Annotated in this window: 27 protein-coding genes; 23 read left to right on the top strand and 4 right to left on the bottom strand. The window is 72.8% G+C overall.

The genetic code is table 11. From position 1 onward, the window contains the following. Positions 1-189: 189 nt before the first annotated feature. A complete protein-coding gene (locus ACIG5E_RS30220; protein WP_396538716.1) occupies positions 190-1,767 on the bottom strand; it encodes an oxidoreductase in 1,578 nt (525 codons plus the stop codon). Between the two features lie 91 nt (positions 1,768-1,858). On the opposite strand from ACIG5E_RS30220, the gene hisD reads away from it, so the two are divergent. From hisD to hisF, 8 genes are read left to right on the top strand one after another with little or no spacing between them, the layout of a single operon-like run. Next, positions 1,859-3,184, top strand: a complete 1,326-nt coding sequence (gene hisD, locus ACIG5E_RS30215; RefSeq protein ID WP_396538714.1) for a histidinol dehydrogenase — start codon at positions 1,859-1,861, stop codon at positions 3,182-3,184. Continuing rightward, positions 3,181-4,302: a histidinol-phosphate transaminase gene (locus tag ACIG5E_RS30210; RefSeq protein ID WP_396538712.1), complete on the top strand. Its 1,122-nt coding sequence runs from the start codon at positions 3,181-3,183 to the stop codon at positions 4,300-4,302. The genes hisD and ACIG5E_RS30210 overlap by 4 nt, the downstream gene beginning before the upstream one ends. Before the next feature lie 6 nt (positions 4,303-4,308). Continuing rightward, positions 4,309-4,902: an imidazoleglycerol-phosphate dehydratase HisB gene (hisB, locus tag ACIG5E_RS30205; protein WP_396538710.1), complete on the top strand. Its 594-nt coding sequence runs from the start codon at positions 4,309-4,311 to the stop codon at positions 4,900-4,902. Continuing rightward, on the top strand, positions 4,899-5,051 hold the full coding sequence (locus ACIG5E_RS30200; RefSeq protein WP_030280435.1) for a hypothetical protein: 153 nt from the start codon (positions 4,899-4,901) through the stop codon (positions 5,049-5,051). Before hisB ends, ACIG5E_RS30200 begins: the two co-directional genes overlap by 4 nt. A gap of 36 nt (positions 5,052-5,087) precedes the next feature. Next, entirely contained in the window at positions 5,088-5,723 is a 636-nt protein-coding gene (gene hisH / locus ACIG5E_RS30195; protein WP_396538708.1) for an imidazole glycerol phosphate synthase subunit HisH, read from the top strand. 17 nt (positions 5,724-5,740) lie between these two features. Further along, the gene (priA, locus tag ACIG5E_RS30190) at positions 5,741-6,466 is read left to right on the top strand and encodes a bifunctional 1-(5-phosphoribosyl)-5-((5-phosphoribosylamino)methylideneamino)imidazole-4-carboxamide isomerase/phosphoribosylanthranilate isomerase PriA (RefSeq protein WP_396538785.1); all 726 of its coding nucleotides are present in this window, start codon (positions 5,741-5,743) and stop codon (positions 6,464-6,466) included. Further along, positions 6,463-6,903 carry a RidA family protein gene (locus tag ACIG5E_RS30185; RefSeq protein ID WP_396538706.1) on the top strand — a complete coding sequence of 147 codons (441 nt, stop codon included), beginning with the start codon at positions 6,463-6,465 and terminating at the stop codon, positions 6,901-6,903. Before priA ends, ACIG5E_RS30185 begins: the two co-directional genes overlap by 4 nt. Beyond that, positions 6,900-7,670, top strand: a complete 771-nt coding sequence (hisF, locus tag ACIG5E_RS30180) for an imidazole glycerol phosphate synthase subunit HisF (RefSeq protein ID WP_396538704.1) — start codon at positions 6,900-6,902, stop codon at positions 7,668-7,670. Before ACIG5E_RS30185 ends, hisF begins: the two co-directional genes overlap by 4 nt. 92 nt (positions 7,671-7,762) lie before the next feature. Here hisF and ACIG5E_RS30175 read toward each other — a convergent pair whose 3' ends face one another. Further along, entirely contained in the window at positions 7,763-8,542 is a 780-nt protein-coding gene (locus ACIG5E_RS30175; protein WP_396538702.1) for a VOC family protein, read from the bottom strand. 445 nt (positions 8,543-8,987) lie between these two features. Between ACIG5E_RS30175 and aspS the strand changes: the two genes are divergently transcribed. After that, a complete protein-coding gene (aspS, locus tag ACIG5E_RS30170; RefSeq protein ID WP_396538700.1) occupies positions 8,988-10,298 on the top strand; it encodes an aspartate--tRNA(Asn) ligase in 1,311 nt (436 codons plus the stop codon). 78 nt (positions 10,299-10,376) lie between these two features. Here the strand turns inward: aspS and ACIG5E_RS30165 are convergent, their stop codons facing one another. Both ACIG5E_RS30165 and ACIG5E_RS30160 read right to left on the bottom strand, forming a co-directional pair. Beyond that, the gene (locus tag ACIG5E_RS30165) at positions 10,377-11,015 is read right to left on the bottom strand and encodes a TIGR03085 family metal-binding protein (RefSeq protein WP_396538698.1); all 639 of its coding nucleotides are present in this window, start codon (positions 11,013-11,015) and stop codon (positions 10,377-10,379) included. Positions 11,016-11,024: 9 nt separating this feature from the next. Next, positions 11,025-11,615 carry a hypothetical protein gene (locus ACIG5E_RS30160; RefSeq protein ID WP_396538696.1) on the bottom strand — a complete coding sequence of 197 codons (591 nt, stop codon included), beginning with the start codon at positions 11,613-11,615 and terminating at the stop codon, positions 11,025-11,027. Between the two features lie 122 nt (positions 11,616-11,737). On the opposite strand from ACIG5E_RS30160, the gene hisI reads away from it, so the two are divergent. From hisI to lgt, 14 genes are all read left to right on the top strand, one after another. Beyond that, positions 11,738-12,109, top strand: a complete 372-nt coding sequence (gene hisI / locus ACIG5E_RS30155; protein WP_396538694.1) for a phosphoribosyl-AMP cyclohydrolase — start codon at positions 11,738-11,740, stop codon at positions 12,107-12,109. A gap of 36 nt (positions 12,110-12,145) precedes the next feature. Then, positions 12,146-13,666: an anthranilate synthase component I gene (locus ACIG5E_RS30150; protein ID WP_396538692.1), complete on the top strand. Its 1,521-nt coding sequence runs from the start codon at positions 12,146-12,148 to the stop codon at positions 13,664-13,666. A 70-nt stretch (positions 13,667-13,736) separates the two neighbouring features. Continuing rightward, the gene (locus tag ACIG5E_RS30145; protein WP_396538690.1) at positions 13,737-14,198 is read left to right on the top strand and encodes a Uma2 family endonuclease; all 462 of its coding nucleotides are present in this window, start codon (positions 13,737-13,739) and stop codon (positions 14,196-14,198) included. 26 nt (positions 14,199-14,224) lie between these two features. Continuing rightward, on the top strand, positions 14,225-14,836 hold the full coding sequence (locus ACIG5E_RS30140) for a TIGR02234 family membrane protein (protein WP_396538688.1): 612 nt from the start codon (positions 14,225-14,227) through the stop codon (positions 14,834-14,836). Positions 14,837-14,983: 147 nt separating this feature from the next. Beyond that, a complete protein-coding gene (locus tag ACIG5E_RS30135; RefSeq protein WP_396538686.1) occupies positions 14,984-15,259 on the top strand; it encodes an HGxxPAAW family protein in 276 nt (91 codons plus the stop codon). A 172-nt stretch (positions 15,260-15,431) separates the two neighbouring features. Then, on the top strand, positions 15,432-15,872 hold the full coding sequence (locus ACIG5E_RS30130; protein ID WP_396538684.1) for a DUF2752 domain-containing protein: 441 nt from the start codon (positions 15,432-15,434) through the stop codon (positions 15,870-15,872). A gap of 230 nt (positions 15,873-16,102) precedes the next feature. Then, the gene (trpC, locus tag ACIG5E_RS30125) at positions 16,103-16,909 is read left to right on the top strand and encodes an indole-3-glycerol phosphate synthase TrpC (RefSeq protein ID WP_396538682.1); all 807 of its coding nucleotides are present in this window, start codon (positions 16,103-16,105) and stop codon (positions 16,907-16,909) included. Positions 16,910-16,919: 10 nt separating this feature from the next. Next, positions 16,920-17,069: a tryptophan biosynthesis modulator TrpM gene (gene trpM, locus ACIG5E_RS30120; RefSeq protein WP_167395798.1), complete on the top strand. Its 150-nt coding sequence runs from the start codon at positions 16,920-16,922 to the stop codon at positions 17,067-17,069. A gap of 49 nt (positions 17,070-17,118) precedes the next feature. Beyond that, positions 17,119-18,369, top strand: coding sequence for a tryptophan synthase subunit beta (gene trpB, locus ACIG5E_RS30115; protein WP_396538680.1), 1,251 nt, complete (start codon positions 17,119-17,121; stop codon positions 18,367-18,369). Between the two features lie 2 nt (positions 18,370-18,371). Continuing rightward, positions 18,372-19,226, top strand: coding sequence for a tryptophan synthase subunit alpha (trpA, locus tag ACIG5E_RS30110; RefSeq protein ID WP_396538678.1), 855 nt, complete (start codon positions 18,372-18,374; stop codon positions 19,224-19,226). Between the two features lie 215 nt (positions 19,227-19,441). After that, a complete protein-coding gene (locus tag ACIG5E_RS30105) occupies positions 19,442-19,687 on the top strand; it encodes a hypothetical protein (protein ID WP_396538676.1) in 246 nt (81 codons plus the stop codon). A gap of 200 nt (positions 19,688-19,887) precedes the next feature. Continuing rightward, complete coding sequence (locus tag ACIG5E_RS30100; RefSeq protein ID WP_396538674.1) at positions 19,888-20,325, top strand: MauE/DoxX family redox-associated membrane protein; 438 nt, start codon at positions 19,888-19,890, stop codon at positions 20,323-20,325. Between the two features lie 62 nt (positions 20,326-20,387). Then, positions 20,388-21,251, top strand: a complete 864-nt coding sequence (locus ACIG5E_RS30095; protein ID WP_396538672.1) for a DsbA family protein — start codon at positions 20,388-20,390, stop codon at positions 21,249-21,251. Positions 21,252-21,368: 117 nt separating this feature from the next. Next, positions 21,369-22,394, top strand: coding sequence for a prolipoprotein diacylglyceryl transferase (gene lgt / locus ACIG5E_RS30090; protein ID WP_396538670.1), 1,026 nt, complete (start codon positions 21,369-21,371; stop codon positions 22,392-22,394). The last annotated feature ends 10 nt before the right edge of the window (positions 22,395-22,404 follow it).

The raw sequence follows: 22,404 nt of genomic DNA, 5'->3' as shown, positions 1-22,404 counted from the left end.
GCCCCTCTACCCCAGCCTTTGGGCGGCGCCGTGGGGCAACTCCCTTTGGGGCCCGGGGGCTTTGGGGCCTCTGTGCCGGGGGGGGGGGGGGGGGGGGCCCCCCCCCCCCCCCCCCCACCCCAAGCCAGGGAGACCTTGGGGGCCGCAGGCTCAGCGCGAGGGGGCGCAGGTAGCCTCGGTCGGACGGCCTCAGCCGCGTTGGAGGAGGCGGGTGGCGCCCGCGACGACGGTGGAGGCGAGCAGCCAGCCGATCACGACCAGGCCGGCGGAGATCCACTGGCTGATGCCGCCGGGGTTCCAGGCGCCCTGGTTGAGGTCGACGATCGGCAGCAGTTGGTTGAGGGTGTAGAGCACCGCGCTCCAGTGCGGGCGCTCGTCGGCCTTGAGCGGCTCCGGCCGGTGGGTGGCGAACCAGATGCTGCCGAGCGCCCAGGCGAGCAGCAGCCACAGGCCGGCCCGGCCGGGGCGATAGCCGTAACCGACGGTGATGTCCTGGACCGAGCCCCAGATCCGGGCGGGCAGCGGCAGGGTCTCCTGGCGGCGCCGCTGCTTGGCGTAGAGCACCTCGCGGGCGTCGTCGTCGGCGCCGTCGCGGCGCAGGGCGGCGGCGAGCTGCTCGTAGGACTCCGGCTGGAAGTCGACCGCGGAACCCTCCAGCCAGGCGATCCGCTGCCGGATGGTGAAGGGGCGGACCGGGCGGAGGTTCTCGTAGACGAAGCCGGTCAGGCCCAGGTGCTTGCCCAGCGGCCAGGCCTCCGGAGTGTCGACCAGGTTGCCGACCCGGGCGCGGGACAGCGAGACGGTGCCGGTGGGCCGGATCTTGCAGGTGAAGCGGAGTTCAGGGGTGTGGATGCGGCGCAGGGAGACCTCGTCGTCACCCTCCAGGTGGAACTCTCCGGAGATCAGGCAGGCGGCCTCGAAGCGGGCGTCCGAGAGGCGCACCTGGCCGAAGGCGCGGAACGGGGTGCTGGGGGCGTCGGGCGGGGGACTCTGGCCGTAGCCGGAGCCGTAGTAGCTGCGGGAGCCGAACCAGCCGCCGTCGGCGGAGCTGGTCAGGTACAGGGTGTGGCCGACGTTGAGCCGGACCGCGTTGAGGCAGACCCGGTTCTGCGGGTCGGCGTGCAGCTGGGCGCCGCGGAGCGAGAAGCGGCCACCTATCCGGGCCGTGCGGACGCTCAACTCGCCCCGGGTCTCCAGGCGTTCGGCCTCGAAGTCCTGGTGGACGGTGATCCCGTCGGCGGACACCGCGCGGCCGTAGCGGTCGCCGCCGATGACGGCCAGGTTGAGCAGCAGGTCGGTGCCGATCTTGGCGTCGGTGAGCCGGATGCCGTCGGGGATCCGGCAGCGGGCCAGGTGGAGGTCGCCGGTGGTGGAGAGCCGGGAGGCCTCCAGGCGGGGGACCAGGCAGTCGACCATGCGCAGGGTGGTCGCCGAGGCCTCCGAGATGAGGATCTTGTGCTCGAAGCGGCAGCCGCGCAGTTCGACGTACCGGTCGATGTGGCCGCCGGCCAGGTTGAGCGCACCGGTGACGTACACGCCGCTCATCCGCAGCGAGGCGACACGCCCGGCGGTGGGCCGCGGGCCGGCCAGCAGCAGGTGGGCGAGCACCTCGGCGCTCACTGTCCGCTCGGGGCCCCAGACGGCGTCCCCGAAGGGGTCGTCGATGTCGTTCCGGCCACACCGGAGGTCGAAGACCTCGCCCTCGCGGAAGAACTCCCAGAGCTCCCGTTCCGTGTCGGTCCAGCCTTCTGGAGCGGTTTCCGCCATGCTTTTCCCCGTCCCCCCGGTCGTCTCGCCTTTCGTATCACGGACTGAAATGTGGGACCACCTGTTCCGGCCACTCCTTACACTGGTTGGCGTGATCTCTCGAATCGACCTCCGCGGCTCGCTGGACGACCCGCGTGACCTGCTGCCCCGTGCCGAGTTCGACGTGGCGGCCGCCCTGGAGAAGGTGCGGCCGATCGCCGAGGACGTACGCCATCGCGGGGTCGCGGCGCTGATCGAGATCACCGAACGCTTCGACGGCGTCCGGCTGGAGTCCACCCGCGTCCCGGCCGAGCAGCTGACGGCCGCCCTGGAGACGCTGGACCCGCGGGTGCGGGCCGCGCTGGAGGAGTCGATCCGCCGGGCCCGGGCCGTGCACGCCGACCAGCGCCGCACCGGGCACACCACCCAGGTGGTGCCGGGCGGCACGGTCACCCAGCGCTGGGTGCCGGTCGAGCGGGTCGGCCTGTACGTGCCGGGCGGGCTGGCGGTCTACCCGTCCTCCGTGGTGATGAACGTGGTGCCGGCCCAGGAGGCGGGCGTGACGGGCATCGCGGTGACCTCCCCGCCGCAGAAGGCCCCTTTCAACAGTGAGTGGGGCGGCGGCCGGGTCCACCCGACGATCCTGGCGGCCTGCGCCCTGCTCGGCGTGGACGAGGTCTACTCCGTCGGCGGCGCCCAGGCGGTGGCGATGTTCGCCCTCGGCACCGAGGAGTGCGCGCCGGTCGACATGGTCACCGGCCCCGGCAACATCTACGTGGCCGCCGCCAAGCGGCTGTTCGCCGGCCGGATCGGCATCGACTCCGAGGCCGGCCCGACCGAGATCGCCGTCCTCGCCGACGACAGCGCGCTGCCCGGCGACGTCGCCGCCGACCTGATCAGCCAGGCCGAGCACGGTCCGACCTCCGGCTCGGTGCTGGTCACCGACTCCCCGGAGCTCGCCGACGCGGTCGAGGCCGAGCTGGCCGTGCAGGTCGCGAAGACCAAGCACAGCGAGCGGGTGGCCGAGGCGCTGGGCGGCCGGCAGTCCGGCATCATCCTGGTCGACGACCTGACCCAGGGCCTCGCCGTGGTCAACGCGTACGCGGCCGAGCACCTGGAGATCCAGACCCGCGACCCGCACGCGGTGGCGGCGCGCGTCGTCAACGCCGGCGCGGTCTTCATCGGCCGCTGGACCCCGGTCTCGCTGGGCGACTACGCGGCCGGCTCCAACCACGTGCTGCCGACCGGCGGCTGCGCCTGCCACTCCTCCGGGCTGTCGGTGCAGACCTTCCTGCGCGGCGTCCAGGTCGTCGAGTACGACCGGGACGCGCTGGCGGAGGTCGCCGCGCACGTGGTCACCCTGGCCAACGCCGAGGACCTCCCCGGCCACGGCGACGCCATCAAGGCCCGGTTCGATTGGACGGTTCCCGGCTCGTGAGCACCCCTGAGACCCGCCCCACGCGCATTGACGACCTCCCGATCCGGGACGAGCTGCGCGGCCAGTCCCCGTACGGTGCACCGCAGTTGGACGTCCCCGTCCAGCTGAACACCAACGAGAACCCGTACCCGCTGCCCGAGGAACTGGTCGCCCGGATCGCCGAGCGGGTCGCCGCGGCCGCCCGCAACCTCAACCGCTACCCCGACCGGGACGCGGTCGAGCTGCGCGAGGGCCTCGCCGCCTACCTGACCCGCACCACCGGCTTCCCGGTCGCGCGCGAGCAGGTGTGGGCCGCCAACGGCTCCAACGAGGTCCTCCAGCAACTGCTGCAGACCTTCGGCGGCCCCGGCCGCACCGCCCTCGGCTTCGAGCCCTCGTACTCGATGCACGCGCTGATCTCCCGCGGCACCGGCACCGCCTGGATCTCCGGCCCGCGGTGCGGCGACTTCACCATCGACGTGGACTCCGCGCTCGCCGCCATCGCCGAGCACCGGCCCAACGTGGTCTTCATCTGCTCGCCCAACAACCCCACCGGCACCGCCGTCGGAGCCGACACCGTGCTGCGGCTGTACGAGGCCGCGCAGGCCGCCCGGCCCAGCCTGGTGGTGGTGGACGAGGCCTACGTCGAGTTCTCGCACCGCGCCTCGCTGCTGCCGCTGATCGAGGGCCGCCCCAACCTGGTGGTCAGTCGCACCATGTCCAAGGCCTTCGGCGCCGCCGGGCTGCGCCTGGGCTACCTGGCCGCCGACGCGGCCGTCGTGGACGCCGTCCAGTTGGTGCGCCTGCCGTACCACCTGTCGGCCGTCACCCAGGCCACCGCGCTGGCCTGCCTGGAGCACACCGACACCCTGCTCGGGTACGTCGGCCGGCTCAAGCAGGAGCGCGACCGGCTGGTGGACGCGCTGCGCGCGATGGGCCTGGAGGTGACCGACTCGGACGCCAACTTCGTCCAGTTCGGCCGCTTCGCCGACACCCACGCCGTCTGGCAGGCCATCCTCGACCAGGGTGTCCTGGTCCGTGACAACGGCGTCCCCGGGTGGCTGCGCGTCACCGCCGGCACGCCCGCCGAGAACGACGCCTTCCTGGACGCCGTCCGAACTGTGATCAAGGAGCTGTAACCCCGTATGTCCCGCATCGGACGCGTCGAGCGCACCACCAAGGAGACCTCCGTCCTGGTCGAGATAGACCTCGACGGCACCGGCAAGACCGACATCTCCACCGGCGTCGGTTTCTACGACCACATGCTCGACCAGCTCGGTCGCCACGGTCTGTTCGACCTCACCGTCAAGACCGACGGCGACCTGCACATCGACACCCACCACACCATCGAGGACACCGCCCTCGCGCTCGGCGCCGCCTTCAAGCAGGCGCTCGGCGACAAGGTCGGCATCTACCGCTTCGGCAACTGCACGGTGCCGCTGGACGAGTCGCTCGCCCAGGTCACCGTCGACCTCTCCGGCCGGCCCTACCTGGTGCACACCGAGCCAGAGGGCATGGCGCCGATGATCGGCAGCTACGACACCACGATGACCCGGCACATCCTGGAGTCCTTCGTGGCCCAGGCCCAGGTCGCGCTGCACGTGCACGTCCCGTACGGGCGCAACGCGCACCACATCGTGGAGTGCCAGTTCAAGGCGCTGGCCCGGGCGCTGCGCTACGCCGCCGAACGCGACCCGCGCGCGGCCGGAATCCTCCCCTCGACCAAGGGTGCGCTGTGAGCAAGTCCGCCACGATCCTCCTCTTCGTCGGCCTCTTCCTGGCCGGCGGAGTGATCTCCTTCTGGAAGCAGAAGCTGCCGAAGGGCGTCATCCTGGTGCTGGCCATCGGCGCCGTGATGTGCCTGGGCTCCGGCCTCATGCGCCTGTAGACCGCCCGGCCCCGTAGAGAGACTGGACACCTGAACATGGGCAAGAACGTCGTCGTCCTCGACTACGGCTCCGGCAACCTCCGCTCCGCGCAGCGCGCCCTGGAGCGGACCGGGGCGAACGTCACGGTCAGCTCCGACTACGACACCGCGATGGCCGCCGACGGCCTGCTCGTCCCCGGCGTGGGCGCCTTCGAGGCCTGCATGCGCGGACTGAAGTCCGTCCGCGGGGACTGGATCATCGACCGCCGGCTCTCCGGCGGCCGCCCGGTCATGGGCATCTGCGTCGGCATGCAGATCCTCTTCGAGAAGGGCGTCGAGCACGGGGTGGAGACGCCCGGCTGCGACGAGTGGCCCGGCACCGTCGAGCCGCTGGACGCCCCCGTCGTCCCGCACATGGGCTGGAACACGGTGGACGTGCCCGAGGGCAGCCGGATGTTCGCCGGCCTGGACCCGGAGACCCGCTTCTACTTCGTGCACTCCTACGGGGTGCGGCACTGGGAGCTGGAGACCCACAGCGCGCGGATCCACCCGCCGCTGGTCACCTGGGCCACCCACGGGCAGCCGTTCGTCGCCGCCGTCGAGAACGGCCCGCTGTGGGCCACCCAGTTCCACCCCGAGAAGTCCGGCGACGCCGGCGCCGCCCTGCTGACCAACTGGGTCAACACCCTCTGACCGTCTGAGAGTTGTTACTGATGAGCCTTGAGCTGCTGCCTGCCGTCGACGTCCGGGACGGCCAGGCCGTCCGCCTGGTCAAGGGCGCCTCCGGCACCGAGACCTCCTTCGGCGAGCCGCTGGCCGCCGCCCTCGCCTGGCAGAACGCCGGCGCCGAGTGGCTCCACCTGGTCGACCTCGACGCCGCCTTCGGCACGGGCAGCAACTACGAGCTGCTGCGCGAGGTCACCGGTCAGCTGGACATCAAGGTCGAGCTGTCCGGCGGCATCCGCGACGACGAGTCGCTCGCCCGCGCACTCGCCACCGGCTGCACCCGGGTCAACCTCGGCACCGCCGCCCTGGAGGCCCCCGAGTGGGTCGCCAAGGCCATCGCCGAGCACGGCGACAAGATCGCCGTCGGCCTGGACGTGGTCGGCACCACCCTGCGCGGCCGCGGCTGGACCCGCGACGGTGGCCAGCTCTTCGACGTGCTGGAGCGGCTGAACCAGGAGGGCTGCGCCCGCTACGTCGTCACCGACGTCAACCGCGACGGCACCCTGACCGGCCCCAACCTGCAGCTGCTGCGCGACGTCTGCGGCGCCACCGACCGCCCGGTCGTCGCCTCCGGCGGCGTCTCCTCGCTGGACGACCTGCGCGCCATCGCCACTCTCGTCGGTGAGGGTGTCGAGGGCGCCATCGTGGGCAAGGCACTCTACGAGCAGAAGTTCACCCTCGAAGAGGCCCTGGAGGCGGTTTCCGGATGACCGATGGTCGGATCGTACGCGGCCGGATCGCCGGTTTCTCCCCCTGGGAGGAGGAGTTCGGCTACTCCCGGGCGGTCGCCGCGGGCGACCACGTGCACGTGGCCGGCTCCACCGCCTGGGTGGACGGCGGGATCGAGCACGAGGGCGACCCGTACCGGCAGACCCTCGCCGCCTTCGGCGTCGGGCTCCGGGCCCTGGCCGCGTACGGTCTGACCGCGGACGACGTGGTCCGCACCCGGATGTACATCACCCACGTCCGCGACGCCGAGGAGGTGGGCCGCGCCCACCGCGAACTCTTCGTCGACGCACGCCCGGTGGCCACCATGGTGGTGGTCGACGGGCTGATCGACTCCCGGATGATGGTCGAGGTCGAGATCGACGCGTACCGCACCGGGCTGGCAAAGACCCTGGAAGCCCCGGAAGGCAATCAGCCGTGACCCTTGCAGTACGTGTCATCCCCTGCCTGGACGTCGACGCGGGGCGGGTGGTCAAGGGCGTCAACTTCCAGAACCTGCGCGACGCCGGCGACCCGGTCGAGATGGCCAAGCTCTACGACGCCGAGGGCGCCGACGAGCTGACCTTCCTCGACATCACCGCCTCCTCCGGCGATCGCGAGACCACCTACGACGTGGTCCGCCGCACCGCTGAGCAGGTGTTCATCCCGCTCACCGTCGGCGGCGGCATCCGGGCCGTCGAGGACGTCAACAAGCTGCTGCGGGCCGGCGCCGACAAGGTCGGCGTCAACACCGCCGCCATCGCCCGGCCCGAGCTGATCCGCGAGATCGCCCAGCGGTTCGGGCGGCAGGTGTTGGTGCTGTCCGTCGATGCCCGGCGCTGCCCGGAGGGCACGGAGACCGCTTCCGGCTACGAGGTCACCACCCACGGCGGGCGCCAGGGCACCGGCCTGGACGCCGTCGAATGGGCGGGCCGCGCCGCCGAGTTGGGGGCGGGCGAGATCCTGCTCAACTCGATGGACGCGGACGGCACCAAGGACGGCTACGACCTGGAGATGATCCGGGCCGTCCGCAAGGCCGTCTCGGTGCCGGTGATCGCCTCCGGCGGGGCGGGCAAGCTCGGCGACTTCGCCCCGGCCGTCGAGGCGGGCGCGGACGCGGTGCTGGCGGCCAGTGTCTTCCACTTCGGGGACCTGCGGATCGGCGAGGTCAAGAGCGCGCTGCGGGAGGCCGGTCACCCGGTCCGGTGATCCCGTTCCTGCGTCGAGGGCCCGCTGCCGCGCAGCGGGCCCTCCGTGCTGTCCGTCTTCTCAGGACTCCTGTTCCGCAGGACTCCTGTTCCTCAGGACTCCTGCGGCTCGCCCTTGATCAGGGCGAACGGGGCGCCGTTCGGGTCCGCCAGCCAGGCGATCCGGCCGACGTTCTCCACGTCCGAGGCCGGCATCAGCACCGAGCCGCCCGCCGCCGTCGCCTTGGTGACCAGCGCGTCCACGTCCGCGGCGGCGAAGTACGGCGTCCAGGCGGTGGACTGGTCTTCGCCCATCACCGGGGCGATGCCGCCGAAGCTGGTCTGCCGCTGGTCGCCGTCGGCCGTGGAGATCACCCGGTAGCTCATGCCCGGGGACGGCTCGAAGTTCTCCACCCGCCAGTTGAACAGGCCCTGGTAGAAGGCGAAGGCGCCGTCCAGGTCGGAGGTGTGCAGCTCGGCCCAGACCAGGGTGTTGGGCTCGGAGACGGTGTCCAGGCCGACGGTGTTCCCGGACTGCCAGACCGCGAACTCGGCGCCCTGCGGGTCGGTGAGCGCCGCGAACCGGCCCTCCTGCATGACGTCCATCGGCGGCACGCGGACCGTGGCGCCGGACTGCTCGGCGGCCTTGACGGTGGCGTCCGCGTCAGCGGTGCGGAAGTACGTGGTCCAGGCGGACTGCGCGCCCGTGTCGAGGTTGCCGAGCGCGGCGACCCGCTTGCCGTCCAGCTGGAGGAAGCCGTAGCCGCCGGTCTCGGGGACCTCCTGGAAGGTCCAGCCGAAGACCGCGCCGTAGAACGCGGCGGTCGCGGGGATGTCCGGGCTGCCCAGGTCGATCCAGCAGGGCGAGCCGATGGGGAAGTCGGTGGTGAGCATAAGGTGGTGCTCCTTCGACGGAGAGTGACCGGGGCAGTCCGTCGGGCGCTCGCACGCCCCTCCCCGGCCATCTGCGAGTCTGCACCCGGGCACTGACATCCGCACTTCTTGCCCGCCGCCGTTTCTTGATTGCCTCCGCCGCCGCCGCTCCGTATCGTGCTGGGCAACGCGTCGACGGAGACGAGTAGCCAGGGATCACGCGAGCAGAGAGAACCGCCGGAAGCTGGGAAGGCGGTCTCGCGCCCCGAGGCGAAGACCCTCCCGAGCGCGGGGAGGAACGACCCCACCCGGTGGCGGTCCAATGCCCCGCCGGCCGGCCCCCGTCACCGGGCCCGAACGAGGCCGTCACGGCGACGACGTGACGGCGAAAGTGCGGTGGTACCGCGAGTTGCCCTTCTCGCCCGCACTCCCAAGGGATCATGACGACGTCCTTCGGAGGACCGCAATGATCCACAGCCGCGTACACGTCTCCGACCTGCGAGAACACGTCGGCCGCACCGTTTCCGTCCACGGATGGGTGCACACCCTCCGCCTGCAGCGCGCGATGCAGTTCGTCATCGTGCGGGACGGCACCGGCCTGGTACAGGTGACCCACAAGCGTGACGGCGGGCCGCTGGAGGCCCGGCTCGAAGCCCTCACACCCGAGTCCGCCGTCAGGATCACCGGCCGCGTCGTCGACGCGGCCCAAGTCAAGCTCGGCGGCCTGGAGATCGTGCCCGAGACGGTCGAGATCCTGAACCCGGCCGCCACCCCGCTGCCGATCGACGACCACACCGGCCCGGAGCAGCGCCTCGACTGGCGCTACCTGGACGTGCGCCGCCGCCCCGCCACCCAACTGCTGTTCGCCGTGCAGACCACCCTGGAACAGGGCATGCGCGAGTACGCCTACGCGCAGGGCGCCACCGAGATGCACACCCCCAAGCTCATGGGCACCGCCTCGGAGTCCGGCGCGGAGGTCTTCGAACTCGGCTACTTCGGCCGCAGCGCCTACCTGGCGCAGTCGCCCCAGTTCTTCAAGCAGATGGCCATCGCGGCCGGCATCGACAAGGTCTTCGAGATCGGGCCGGTCTTCCGCGCCGAACCGTCCTTCACCTCCCGGCACGCCACCGAGTTCACCGGCGTCGACGTCGAACTGGCCTGGATCGACGGCGTCGAGGACGTGATGGCCTTCGAGGAGCGGATGCTCGCCCACGCGATCGCCAAGGTCGCCGACCTGCACGGCGCGGCCATCGCCGAGCACTTCGGCGTCCAGGTCACCGTGCCCACGACGCCCTTCCCCCGGATCACCATGGCCGAGGCCCAGGAGATCCTGCGCAGGAGCGGCTGGGACCCGGCAGGAGCCAAGGCAGACCTGGACCCGGAGGGCGAGCGCGCCATCTCGGCCCACATCAGCGAGGCCACCGGGCACCAGTTCGTCTTCATCACCCACTACCCGGTCGGCATCCGGCCCTTCTACCACATGCGCCCCGCCGACGACCCCGGCCTCACCCTGAGCTTCGACCTGCTCTGGAACGGCCTGGAGATCACCACCGGCGCGCAGCGCGAACACCGCTACGACGTCCTGCTGGAGCAGGCCGCGGAGAAGGGCCTGAGCCCGGAGCCGATGCGGGACTACCTCAACGCGTTCCGCTACGGCTGCCCGCCGCACGGCGGCCTCGGCATGGGCCTCGGCCGGGTCCTGATGGTCCTGCTCGGCCTGACCTCCATCCGCGACGCCACCTTCCTCTTCCGCGGCCCGAACCGGCTCACGCCGTAGGCGGGTTGTGGCGGCCCCATCGTGTTCTGCGCAGGAAGTCGGCCTGGCCGACTCCCTGCGCAGGGGGCCGGACACGCCCTATGGCAGCGGCAGGACGTGGCGCAGGGCCTCGACGGCGTCCGGGGGGCCGTCGACGGTGAGGGTGGTACGGGCGCCGCGGCCGTAGGTGAAGAGGATGAGTTCGGCGGGTTCGCCGGTGAGGTGGACGGTGGGGGCGCCGGCGGGCCCGACGGTGAGGGACCGGCCGTCGGGGCGGGCGAGGGTGAGGCGGACGGGGGAGCGGCGGCCCGCTTCGAAGCGGGCGAGGAGGGGGAGCCGGCGCCAGAGCGCCTCGGCGCGGCCGGGCGGGACGGGCTGGGCGGTCCAGTTCTCGCCGGCCCGGGCGACGTCCTCGGCGTGGACGAAGTACTCGACGGTGTTGGCCGCTTCGTCCGCACCGGGGAGGGCGAACAGGGAGTAGACCGGGGGCCCGGCGCGGAAGAGCCGGACCAGTTCCTCGTACGGACGCTCGGCGTAGCCGTCCTGCACCCGCCGGGTCCAGCCGGCCAGGGCACCGATCCGGATGCCGGGCGCCGCGTCGGCGCGGCGCTCGCGGATCACCAGGTGGGCGGCGAGGTCCCGGGTGGTCCACCCGGCGCACAGGGTGGGCGCGTCCGGCCCGGCGGCGGTGAGGAGATGGGCGAGACGGTGACGTTCGGCGAGGGCGTGGTTCGACATGACGTCAGACTAGGGCGTGCCCTGGGGCCGCAGCCGCCCCGTGAGTTTGGGGCCGCCCTGTTTGTTGCTCGCGGTGAGGGCGCAGGTGTAGTCGCGCCAGCCCTGCTGGTAGTTGGTCATGGCGGGGCCGAACTGGCGGGGGTAGTAGGGCTTTCCGTCGGGCTGGTGGGCCTTGGCGGTGGTCTCGGCGTCCTTGCAGCCGTCGCGCATGGCGAGGGCGATGGGGATTTCGCCGGTGAGGCCGTCGGGGAGTCTGAGGTTGGCGATGACTTCGCCGTCGTGGGGGGTGGTGCAGGGGCGTTCCTCGGCCTTGGTGATCGCCGGGCTGAGTTGGGGGTGGTCGAAGCAGGCGCCCACCGGGAAGAAGGCGTACGGGGGTTGGGGCTTGGTGGGGGTGGGCGTGGGGGTGGGGGTCGGCGTCGGGGTGGCCGTGGGGGAGGGCGGCGGCGGGGCGGCTGCGGGCTTGGGGGCGTCCTCGGGCCAGAGCAGCACGGTGGCCACCACCGCGAGCAGCACGGCCAGGACGGCGGCGACGGCGATCACCAGGCCCCGGGACGGACGGGAGGCGGCGGCTTCGGGCGGCTGCTGCTCGGAGGTCATGGGCTGAGGATGGCCCAGTCGGGCCCGGCGCGGCAGGCGGTTGGCGGAACTGACTCCGTACGGGCCGTCTGCGAACCAGCCGTCCCGTTCGGAGGCCGTGGCCGGGCTGACACAATGGCCCCATGTCCACCACACCCGCCGCTCCCGGCACCACCGCCCTCGACCCGGCGATCGCCGCCCGCCTCAAGCGCACCGAGGACGGTCTGCTCCCGGCCATCGCGCAGCAGTACGACACCGGCGAGGTGCTGATGCTGGGCTGGATGGACGACGAGGCGCTGCACCGCACGCTCACCACCGGCCGCTGCACCTACTGGAGCCGCAGCCGCCGCGAGTACTGGGTGAAGGGCGACACCTCCGGTCACGTGCAGGCGGTCAAGTCGGTGGCCCTCGACTGCGACGGCGACACCCTGCTGGTCAAGGTCGACCAGACCGGCGCGGCCTGCCACACCGGCGACCGCACCTGCTTCGACGCCGACGTGCTCCCGATCGTCTGATTTCCAGCCATCCAACTCCAGAAGGTGCCGCCCCGCATGGACCTCGAAGCCTTCCGCAAGCTCGCCGTCGACACCCGGGTCATCCCCGTCACCCGCAGGCTCCTCGCGGACGGCCTCACCCCGATCGGCCTCTACCGCAGCCTCGCCGAGGAGCGGCCCGGCACCTTCCTGCTGGAGTCCGCCGAGCAGGGCGTCTGGTCGCGCTACTCCTTCGTGGGCGTGCGCAGCGCCGCCGTGCTGACCGCCGGCCCGGACGGCGACGCCCGCTGGCTCGGCACCCCGCCGGTCGGCATCCCCACCGGCGGTGACCCGCTGGAGGTGCTGCGCGCCGCCCTGGCGGCGCTGCACACCCCGCGCCGCGCCGACGACGGCCTGCCGCCGCTGACCGGCGGCCTGGTCGGCTACCTCGGGTACGACATCGTCCGCCGCCTGGAGAAGCTGCCCGACCTCAACCCGGACGACCTCCGGCTGCCCGAGCTCACCATGCTGCTCGCCACCGACCTCGCGGTGCTCGACCACCTGGACGGCACGGTGCTGCTGATCGCCAACGCCGTCAACCACAACGACCTGGCCAGCGGCGTGGACGAGGCCTACGCGGACGCGGTGGCCCGCCTGGACGCGATGGAGGCCGGGCTGCTGAAGCCGGTCGACCCGGGCCTGGCGACCTTCACCCCGGCCGGCCCCGGCGAGGTGCACTCGCCGTTCGGCGGGGCGCCGTACCGGGCCGCCGTGGAGGAGGTCAAGGAGCGGATCCGGGCCGGCGAGGCCTTCCAGGTGGTGCCCTCGCAGCGCTTCGAGGCACCCTGCCCGGCCTCCGCGCTGGACGTCTACCGCGTTCTGCGCACCACCAACCCCAGCCCGTACATGTACCTGTTCCGCTTCCCCGGGCCGGACGGCGGCGCCGAGGGCGGCTTCGACGTGGTCGGCTCCAGCCCGGAGGCGCTGGTCAAGGTCGCCGACGGCGAGGCGATGCTGCACCCGATCGCCGGGACCCGGCACCGCGGCGCGACCCCGCACGAGGACGCGGCGCTGGCCGCCGAACTGCTCGCCGACCCCAAGGAGCGGGCGGAGCACCTGATGCTGGTCGACCTCGGCCGCAACGACCTGGGGCGAGTCTGCGAGCCGGGCAGCGTCGAGGTGGTCGACTTCATGCAGATCGAGCGCTACAGCCACGTGATGCACATCGTCTCGACGGTGACCGGCAAGGTCGCCCCCGGGCGGAACGCCTTCGACGTGCTGACCGCCTGCTTCCCGGCCGGCACCCTCTCCGGCGCGCCCAAGCCCCGGGCGATGCGGATCATCGAGGAGCTGGAGCCGACCCGGCGCGGCCTGTACGGCGGCTGCGTGGGCTACCTGGACTTCGCGGGGGACTCGGACACCGCGATCGCGATCCGCACCGCGGTGCTGCGCGACGGCACCGCGTACGTGCAGGCGGGCGCGGGTGTGGTCGCCGACTCCGATCCGCATGGCGAGGACACCGAGTGCCGCAACAAGGCGGCCGCCGTGCTGCGGGCCGTCGCCACCGCCAATACGCTGCGGAGGCCGGAACTCTCCTGAGGCCCCTGAGGCTCCCGAGACCCCTGAGGCGCGGGCCGGCACTGTCCTGAGGCGTGAGGAGGCGGCCGGGATGCCCGAGGTGCCGTACGACGAGCTGCGCTGGGAGATCGTGTTCGGCGCCGCCGTGCAGCTCGGGGAGCAGCTGGCCGGCCGGGGCCGGGTGCTCTCCGGAGTGGTGGTCGACTTCCCGGCCGCGCCCGGCCCGCTGGCCCCGGACCTCGCGGTGCTCACCCCCGGCGCGGTGCGCGGCCCCCGGGGCCGGTACGCCGCCGCCGAGGTCGAGGCGGTGCTGGAGGTAGCCCACCCGGGGCGCGACCACGCCTGGGTGCGGGCCTGCGCGGAGAGCGGCGTGCCGCTGTACGTGGTGGTCGACCCGGCGGCCGCGGCCTGCACCGTGCACACCGCGCCGTCGCCCGGCGGGGTGTACCGGGAGGCCGAGCGGGTGCCCTTCGGCAACGACCTGTTCCTGTCGCTGGGCGGGCGCACGGCGGTGCTGCGCACGGACGAGTTCCCCACCCCGGGTACGGCGTAGCGCACGGCCCGGGGGATAGTGGACGGGTGACCGCTGCAGACCCCACCCCCACCACCGCCCCCGCCGCTCCCGCCACGCCCGCGGCCGGCCGCCGCACCCTCGGCGTGATGCTGCTGCTGACCGTGCTGAGCGCCGTGCTGGTGCTGACCGCGGCCGGGCGGGTCTGGGCCGAGGGCCGGGCCGGCACCCTGGACGTGTCCGTCACCGGCGGCAAGATCTCCGAACTGCCCGGCGGGCTGGCCCTGGTGGGCCTGGCCGCGGCCGTCGCGGTGTTCGCGGTGCGCGGCGTCGGGCGGCTCGCGGTCGGCGCGCTGACCCTGCTGGCCGGGCTGGGCGCGGCCGCCGCCTCGGTGGCCGGGGCCTCGGACACCGTCGCGCTGGACTCCGCGGCCTCCGGCAAGCTGGCGCTGGCCGGCTCGACCGCCACCGAGGTCTCGCACACCGGCTGGCCCTGGGTCGCGCTGGCCGGCGGGCTGCTGCTGGCCGTGGCCGGGCTGGTCACCCTGCGCTGCGGCCGCGGCTGGCCGGCCATGGGCAGCCGCTACGAGGCGCCCACCCGCAAGGCGCCGGCGAAGGCCGACACGCCGGGTGACCTGTGGAAGGCCCTGGACCGCGGCGAGGACCCGACCGCGGTCTGAGGCCCGCCCGGCCGGCCAGCGGGTGTGACGCGTTAGACCCGGCACCCGCTTTGGGCCGCCTGTGTGTGGCCCGGCACAATGGAACCCGTCAACCCGCCGGCGGCCCCGCAGGCCCGGCCGGGCCCCGAGAGCCTAGGAGCACCATCGATGTCAGCAGCTGCACACGGCCACACCACCGCCGCCTGGACCGGCGTCGTCATCTCCTTCGTCGGCTTCGGCATCGCGGGTGTCGCGATGATCCTGCCGTCGCCGCTGCTGGTCTGGGCCGGTATGGCGGTCGTCCTCGTCGGCGGGATCGTCGGCAAGGCCATGTCGATGGCGGGCATGGGCAAGCAGCCCAGCGCCAACGTCTACAAGTCGGTCGAGGAGCAGTCCGCGGCGCGCAAGGCGGCCATCGAGGCCCGCGCGACCGTCGCCGCCTGACGACGGCCGGTACTCCCGGTACTCCCGGTACTCCCGGTGCTCCCGGTACTCCCGGTACTCCCAGTACGGACTTCGTCGGCTCCGTGCGGCTGAGGATTCGTACAACCGAACGGCGGGCGCGCCACGCCCGCCGTTTCGTTCTGTCCGGGCCCGGCCCGGGCACAATCGGGGCGTGAACGCCGCCCCCACCGCCTCCGCCCCGCCACCCGTGCTGCGCCGGCTGGGCCCGCCGCTGGCCGCGCTGGCGGCGGTGGCCATCCCCGCCGGGTACGTCACGGTGGTGGACCCGAACGCCCCCGGGCACTACCCCGACTGCCCCTTCCTGACCGCCACCGGCTGGTGGTGCCCCGGCTGCGGGGGCCTGCGCTGCGTCCACGCGCTGGCCCACGGGGACCTCACCGGCGCGCTGCACGACAACGCGGTGGCCGTCCTGCTGCTCGGCGTCCTGGCGGTGCTCTGGCTGCGCTGGGGCTGGGCCGCGCTGACCCTCGGGCCGCCGGTCCGGGTCTCGGTCGGGGCCCGGCGCTGGGCACTGATCGGCCTGCTGGTGCTGGTGTTCGAGGTGGTGCGCAACCTGCCGATCGGGGCGGGGCTGGCGCCGGCGGTGGTCTGAGCGCTTCCGGCGGTGGTCCCCGGCGGCCGAGCGGTCCCGACACCGGCGCAGAGCGGTGGAGAGCCGGTGAAGCCGCAGCTGGGAGCCGCCGGAGGGGGCGTCCCGTTCCGCGAGACGCGTGCCGGGCGGATGCGCTGCGCGTCCCGGGTGCCGATACCATCGAAGTGCCGACGGGCCCCCGCCCGTCCGGCTCGCGCTGGCGAACCAGCAGAAATGATGGGGGCTCCTGAGTGAGTGTGCTCGACTCGATCATCGAAGGGGTCCGCGAGGACCTCGCCGAGCGGCAGGCCCGGGTCTCTCTGGACGAGCTCAAGGCGCTCGCGGCCAAGGCCCCGGAGGCCAAGGACGGCGTCGCCGCCCTCAAGGGCGACGGGGTCCGGGTGATCTGCGAGGTGAAGCGCTCCAGCCCGTCCAAGGGTGCGTTGGCCTCGATCGCCGACCCGGCCGCCCTGGCCCGCGACTACGCGGCCGGCGGTGCCGCCGCGATCAGCGTGCTGACCGAGCAGCGCCGCTTCGGCGGGTCGCTCGCCGACCTGGACGCGGTCCGTGCCGCGGTGGACACCCCGGTGCTGCGCAAGGACTTCATCGTCACCGCCTACCAGCTGTGGGAGGCCCGCGCGCACGGCGCCGACCTCGCGCTGCTGATCGTCGCCGCACTGGAGCAGCCGGCCCTGGTGTCGCTGATCGAGCGCGCCGAGTCGATCGGCCTCACCCCGCTGGTCGAGGTGCACGACGAGGACGAGATCAAGCGCGCGGTGGACGCCGGGGCGCGGATCATCGGCGTCAACGCCCGCAACCTGAAGACCCTGGAGGTCGACCGCAGCACGTTCGAGAACGTGGTGCACGCCATCCCGGACGGCGTCGTCAAGGTCGCCGAGTCCGGTGTGCGCGGCCCGCTGGACGTGATCAACTACGCCAACCTGGGTGCCGACGCGGTGCTGGTCGGCGAGTCGCTGGTGACGGGCAAGGACCCGCGGGCCGCGGTCGCCGACCTGGTCGCGGCCGGGACCCACCCGGCCGTCCGGCACAAGGACTGACGCGGCCCAGATGAAGATCGCCACCCGACTCGCCCCCGGCTGCCGCCCGCGCGGCTGCCGCGCGCCCGCACGCCGGGTGCTGGGGCGTCGGGTGCGGTACGTGATCGGCTGCGAGCCGGGCCAGGTGCCGGGGCGGCGATGGCGCGTGACGCACGGCTGAACCAGCCGATCAGACGTCACCGTCATCCATCTCCGCAAGGGAAACCACCATGTCCGAGAAGGACTACCTGCCCGGCGCCCAGGTGCCGGACGCCCGCGGCTACTTCGGCGCGTACGGCGGCCGCTTCATCCCCGAGGCGCTGGTCGCCGCGGTCGAACAGGTCGCCGAGGAGTACGAGAAGGCCAAGACCGACCCGGCCTTCGCGGCCGAGCTCGACGGGCTGCTGAAGGACTACACCGGCCGCCCGAGCCCGCTGACCGACGTGCACCGCTTCTCCGCCGAGGCGGGCGGCGCGCGGATCCTGCTCAAGCGCGAGGACCTCAACCACACCGGCTCGCACAAGATCAACAACGTGCTGGGCCAGGCCCTGCTCACCAGGCGGATGGGCAAGACCCGGATCATCGCCGAGACCGGCGCCGGCCAGCACGGGGTGGCCACCGCCACCGCCTGCGCCCTGTTCGGCTTCGACTGCACCATCTACATGGGCGAGGTCGACACCGAGCGCCAGGCGCTCAACGTCGCCCGGATGCGGATGCTCGGCGCCGAGGTGATCGCCGTCAAGTCCGGCAGCCGCACGCTCAAGGACGCCATCAACGAGGCCTTCCGCGACTGGGTCGCCAACGTCGACTCCACCCACTACCTGTTCGGGACCGTCGCCGGGCCGCACCCCTTCCCGATGATGGTCCGCGACTTCCACCGGATCATCGGCGTCGAGGCCCGCCGGCAGGTGCTCGACCGCACCGGGCGGCTGCCCGACGCGGTGGTCGCGTGCGTCGGCGGCGGCTCCAACGCGATGGGGATCTTCCACGAGTTCATCCCGGACGCCGGGGTGCGGCTGATCGGCTGCGAGGCGGCCGGTGAGGGCGCCGACACCCCGCGCCACGCCGCCACCCTGACCAAGGGCGACCCGGGGGTGCTGCACGGCTCCCGGACGTACGTCCTGCAGGACGAGGACGGGCAGACCATCGAGTCGCACTCCATCTCGGCCGGGCTCGACTACCCGGGCGTCGGCCCGGAGCACGCCTGGCTGAAGGACACCGGACGGGCCGAGTACCGGCCGGTGACGGACGACGCGGCCATGCAGGCACTGCGGCTGCTCTCCCGCACCGAGGGCATCATCCCGGCCATCGAGAGCGCCCACGCGCTCGCCGGGGCCCTGGAACTGGGCCGCGAGCTCGGGCCGGAGGCGACCATCCTGGTCTCGCTCTCCGGGCGCGGGGACAAGGACATGCACACCGCGGCCCAGTACTTCGGGCTGTACGACGAGCCGGCCGGCGACCAGGCCGAGGGGGGCAAGTGATCATGGCTTCGAAGCCCAACGCCATCAAGTCCAACGCCATCAAGCCCGGTGCCAGCAAGCTCAGTGACCGTCTTTCGGCCGCCAAGGCCGAGGGCCGGGCCGCGCTGATCGGCTACCTCCCGGCCGGGTTCCCCACCGTCGACGGCGGGATCCGGGCGGTCAACGCGCTGATCGAGGGCGGCTGCGACGTCGTCGAGATCGGGCTGCCGCACTCCGACCCGGTCCTGGACGGGGCCGTCATCCAGACCGCCGACGACATCGCGCTGCGCGGCGGCGTGCGGATCAAGGACGTGCTGCGCACCGTCCAGGAGGTCGCCGCCGCGCACCCCGAGGCGGCGGTGCTGGTGATGACGTACTGGAACCCGGTCGACCGCTACGGGGTGGCGCGCTTCGCGGCCGACCTGGCCGCGGCGGGCGGGGCGGGCTGCATCCTGCCGGACCTTCCGGTGGAGGAGTCCGGGGAGTGGCGCAAGGCGGCGGAGGCGCACGGGCTGGACACCGTGTTCGTGGTCGCCCCCAGCAGCAAGGACGCGCGACTGGCCGAGGTCACGGCCGCGGGCAGCGGGTTCGTGTACGCGGCCGCGGTGATGGGCGTGACCGGGACCCGGTCGGCGGTCGGATCGCTGGCCGAGGACCTGGTCGCCCGCACCCGGGCCACCACGGACCTGCCGGTGTGCGTCGGCCTCGGCGTCTCGAACGCGGAGCAGGCGGCGGAGGTCGCCCGGTTCGCGGACGGGGTGATCGTGGGGTCGGCGTTCGTGCAGCGGATCCTCTCCGCGGGCGAGGACGAGGCGGCGGCGCTGGACGGCGTCCGGGCGCTCGCCGGTGAGCTCGCGGCAGGAGTGCGCAGGCGCTGACGCGCGGCCCGGGTGACGGCCCGCCATCCCTTCGAGGGATGGCGGGCCGTTCCGCTGCGCGGGTCCGGTTCCCCGCCGTCAGCTTCGGGGCGGCCCCGAACGGGTGAACAGCGGCGGCGACACGCACCAGGCGGGGTTGACCGACGTTGAGTGGAGGGACGAGTGCACGGACAACGTGCACGGGGGTAGCCGAGCGAGCGAAGGGGTGAGCGCCGGTGGCGGGTCTTCATCGGGCCGTGCTGCTGCGGGCGGCGGCTGCCGCGCTGGCCCTGGGCGCTGCGGTCGGTGCGCACACCGAGGTGGGGCAGGCGCTGGCCAAGCGCGGTGCCGAGCGGGCGGAGCGGGACGCGGTGGCCTGTGCGGAGGCGGCGCGCTGGGACGCGGCCGAGCGGGCGGCCCGGGCGCAGCACGAGGGGCGCCTGGAGCTGTTCGATCCGGGGCGGATGCCGGTGTGCCGGTGACGCAGGGGTGTTCGAGGGAATCGGACAGAACGTCACTCGTCCGGCTTAATTCCTGAATCCGGAGGAACCGCCCTTCATTCCTTACGGTTCATCAGGAAGTGAACGAGTTTCCCGAGGGGGGTTCCCTGATGGCCGGCCCGGCAGTGCAGCCCGGTGGTTCCGCGCCGGCGCGGCGGCCGCTGCCGGCCTGGAGCGAGTGGGTGGGCACGGCCGTGCGGCTCGGCCTGGCGGTGGTCTGGGGGTGGGCCGGGCTGGCCAAGATCGCCGATCCGGCGGAGGCCGCCCAGGCCGTCCGGGCCTACGAGATCCTGCCCGAGGGCCTGGTCAAGCCGATCGGCTACGGACTGCCCTTCCTGGAGCTGGCGCTCGCCCTGCTGCTGGTGATCGGGCTCGGGGTCCGGCTGGTGGCCGGGGTCTCCGCGCTGCTGCTGCTCACCTTCATCGCCGGGATCGCCTCGGCCTGGGCGCGCGGCATCTCGATCGACTGCGGCTGCTTCGGCGGCGGCGGGCACGTCGACGCCTCGCAGACCGAGTACCTGCAGGAGATCCTGCGCGACACCGGGTTCCTGTTGCTGGCCGGGTGGCTGCTGTGGCGGCCCCGCACCCGGCTCTCGGCCGACGGCTGGCTGGCGAGCTGATCCGTCCGGCCATCCCCATCCCCGCACCCGACGAAGGCTCCCCGACCGTGGATGTCAAGGCAATGAGCGAGAAGAACCGAGAAGGCAAGCGCACCGCCCGCGAGCGGATGCTGGACCAGCGGGCGGCCGAGGAGGCCTCCTCCCGGCGCAGGAAGAAGCTGATCGTCGGCGGGGCCGTGCTCGCGGTGATCGCCGCCGCGGTGGTCACCGGCGTCGTGGTGCAGAACCAGCGCTCCAAGCCGGAGACCCCGACCGCCGCCCCGGCCGGGACCATTGGCGACAAGAACCTGGTGGTCCCGGTCGGCGCGAGCAACGCGCCGTCGGTCCTCACGGTGTACGAGGACCCGCGCTGTCCGGCCTGCGGCATGTTCGAGCGCGAGTTCTCGGCGACCATCGACCAGCTGGAGGACGCCGGGAAGATCTACACCAACGCCCACATCGTGTCCTTCATCGACCGGTCACTGCCGGGCAAGGGCTCCAGGAACGGTGCCAACGCGCTGGGGTGCGCCCAGGACGCCGGGCACTTCCGGGACTTCCACGACGTGCTCTACCGCAACCAGCCGGACGAGACCAACGACGCCTTCGGCAACAAGGCGGTCCTGCTCAACCTGGCGAAGCAGGTGAACGGGCTGGACACGCCGGAGTTCCAGGCCTGCGTCAACGACAACAAGTACGGCGGGTGGGTGTCGTCGGTGCAGCAGGACTTCGACAAGTCCAGCTACAAGTCGACCCCGACCGTGCTGCTCAACGGCAAGCCGATCTACCCGAAGAACGGCGACGAGGACATCACCCCGGCGAACCTGGAGAAGTGGGTGGACGCCGCCAACCAGGGCAAGCAGCTGGGCACGGCGGGCTCGGGCGGGCAGACCCCGGCGCCCACCGCCGCTGCTTCGGAGGCCAACAACCCGTCACCGACGGCGGGCTGAGCCGCCGCACCGTCGCCGCCCCCTCCGACGGGAGGGGGCGGCGGTGTTCGTTGTTCGGTTTCTGTGACCCCGGGGGTGTCCGATGGGGACGTCGGACCCTGTAGCGTCGGAACTGCCATGGATATCGCCTACATTCCCAGCCCGTCGCGGGGCGTCCTCTACCTCGGACCGATCCCGCTGCGCGCCTACGCCTTCTGCATCATCCTCGGGGTCGTCGCAGCCGTCTGGCTCGGCAGCAAGCGCTGGGTCGCCCGGGGCGGTGCCAAGCACACCGTCGGTGACATCGCCGTCTGGGCCGTGCCGTTCGGCCTGGTCGGCGGCCGGCTGTACCACGTGATCACCGACCACCAGCTGTACTTCGGCGAGGGGAAGAACCCCTGGAACGCCTTCAAGATCTGGGAGGGCGGCCTCGGGATCTGGGGCGCGGTCGCGCTGGGCGCGGTCGGCGCCTGGATCGGCTGCCGCCGCCGGGGCGTGCCGTTGCCCGCGTACGCCGACGCCATCGCGCCGGGCATCGTGCTCGCGCAGGCGATGGGCCGCTGGGGCAACTACTTCAACCAGGAGCTGTACGGGCGGGCGACCACGCTGCCGTGGGGCCTGGAGATCCACAAGACGCTGCCCGACGGCGAGGTGGTGAGCGGCGTCTTCCACCCGACCTTCCTGTACGAGTCGATCTGGGACGTGGCCGTCGCGCTGCTGGTGATCTGGGCCGACCGGCGCTGGAAGCTGGGGCACGGCCGGGCGTTCGCCCTGTACGTGGGCGCGTACACGGTGGGCCGGTTCTGGACCGAGTGGCTGCGGATCGACGAGGCGCACGTCTACTTCGGCCTGCGGCTCAACGACTGGACGTCGATCGTGGTGTTCATCGGCGCCGTGGCGTACTTCGTGATCGTCGGGAAGAAGCGGCCCGGGCGCGAGGACCCGGCGAGCATCGACCCGGCGGCGCACGCCGAGGCGGAGCAGGCCGAGGAGAAGGCGGCCGAGGAGAAGGCGAAGGGCGAGAAGCCGAGCGAGACGGTGGACGGGGAGAAGCCGTCCCGGATCCTGGACGGCGACGGGGACGGGGAAGCGGACCCGCTGCCGGCCGCCGCGGCTTCCACGGCCGCGGAGAAGACCGGCAAGGACGCCGAGAACCCCATCTGAGCAGGCACTT

The sequence above is a fragment of the Kitasatospora sp. NPDC053057 genome, assembly GCF_044546945.1.
Lineage (GTDB): Bacteria > Actinomycetota > Actinomycetes > Streptomycetales > Streptomycetaceae > Kitasatospora.
The sequence above is the reverse complement of the archived record's forward strand: the minus strand, read 5'-3'. Positions and strand labels throughout refer to the sequence as shown.

What these genes read in the sequence shown, in the direction of transcription:
- ACIG5E_RS30165 (WP_396538698.1), bottom strand. Translation starts at nt 11,015, where the DNA reads ATGTCGAACCACGCCCTCGCCGAACGTCACCGTCTCGCCCATCTCCTC.
- ACIG5E_RS30150 (WP_396538692.1), top strand. Translation starts at nt 12,146, where the DNA reads ATGGACCTCGAAGCCTTCCGCAAGCTCGCCGTCGACACCCGGGTCATC.
- ACIG5E_RS30135 (WP_396538686.1), top strand. Translation starts at nt 14,984, where the DNA reads ATGTCAGCAGCTGCACACGGCCACACCACCGCCGCCTGGACCGGCGTC.
- ACIG5E_RS30220 (WP_396538716.1), bottom strand. Translation starts at nt 1,767, where the DNA reads ATGGCGGAAACCGCTCCAGAAGGCTGGACCGACACGGAACGGGAGCTC.
- ACIG5E_RS30145 (WP_396538690.1), top strand. Translation starts at nt 13,737, where the DNA reads ATGCCCGAGGTGCCGTACGACGAGCTGCGCTGGGAGATCGTGTTCGGC.
- lgt (WP_396538670.1), top strand. Translation starts at nt 21,369, where the DNA reads ATGGATATCGCCTACATTCCCAGCCCGTCGCGGGGCGTCCTCTACCTC.
- hisB (WP_396538710.1), top strand. Translation starts at nt 4,309, where the DNA reads ATGTCCCGCATCGGACGCGTCGAGCGCACCACCAAGGAGACCTCCGTC.
- hisI (WP_396538694.1), top strand. Translation starts at nt 11,738, where the DNA reads ATGTCCACCACACCCGCCGCTCCCGGCACCACCGCCCTCGACCCGGCG.
- hisH (WP_396538708.1), top strand. Translation starts at nt 5,088, where the DNA reads ATGGGCAAGAACGTCGTCGTCCTCGACTACGGCTCCGGCAACCTCCGC.
- trpA (WP_396538678.1), top strand. Translation starts at nt 18,372, where the DNA reads ATGGCTTCGAAGCCCAACGCCATCAAGTCCAACGCCATCAAGCCCGGT.
- aspS (WP_396538700.1), top strand. Translation starts at nt 8,988, where the DNA reads ATGATCCACAGCCGCGTACACGTCTCCGACCTGCGAGAACACGTCGGC.
- trpB (WP_396538680.1), top strand. Translation starts at nt 17,119, where the DNA reads ATGTCCGAGAAGGACTACCTGCCCGGCGCCCAGGTGCCGGACGCCCGC.
- ACIG5E_RS30095 (WP_396538672.1), top strand. Translation starts at nt 20,388, where the DNA reads ATGAGCGAGAAGAACCGAGAAGGCAAGCGCACCGCCCGCGAGCGGATG.
- trpM (WP_167395798.1), top strand. Translation starts at nt 16,920, where the DNA reads ATGAAGATCGCCACCCGACTCGCCCCCGGCTGCCGCCCGCGCGGCTGC.
- ACIG5E_RS30160 (WP_396538696.1), bottom strand. Translation starts at nt 11,615, where the DNA reads ATGACCTCCGAGCAGCAGCCGCCCGAAGCCGCCGCCTCCCGTCCGTCC.
- ACIG5E_RS30175 (WP_396538702.1), bottom strand. Translation starts at nt 8,542, where the DNA reads ATGCTCACCACCGACTTCCCCATCGGCTCGCCCTGCTGGATCGACCTG.
- ACIG5E_RS30185 (WP_396538706.1), top strand. Translation starts at nt 6,463, where the DNA reads ATGACCGATGGTCGGATCGTACGCGGCCGGATCGCCGGTTTCTCCCCC.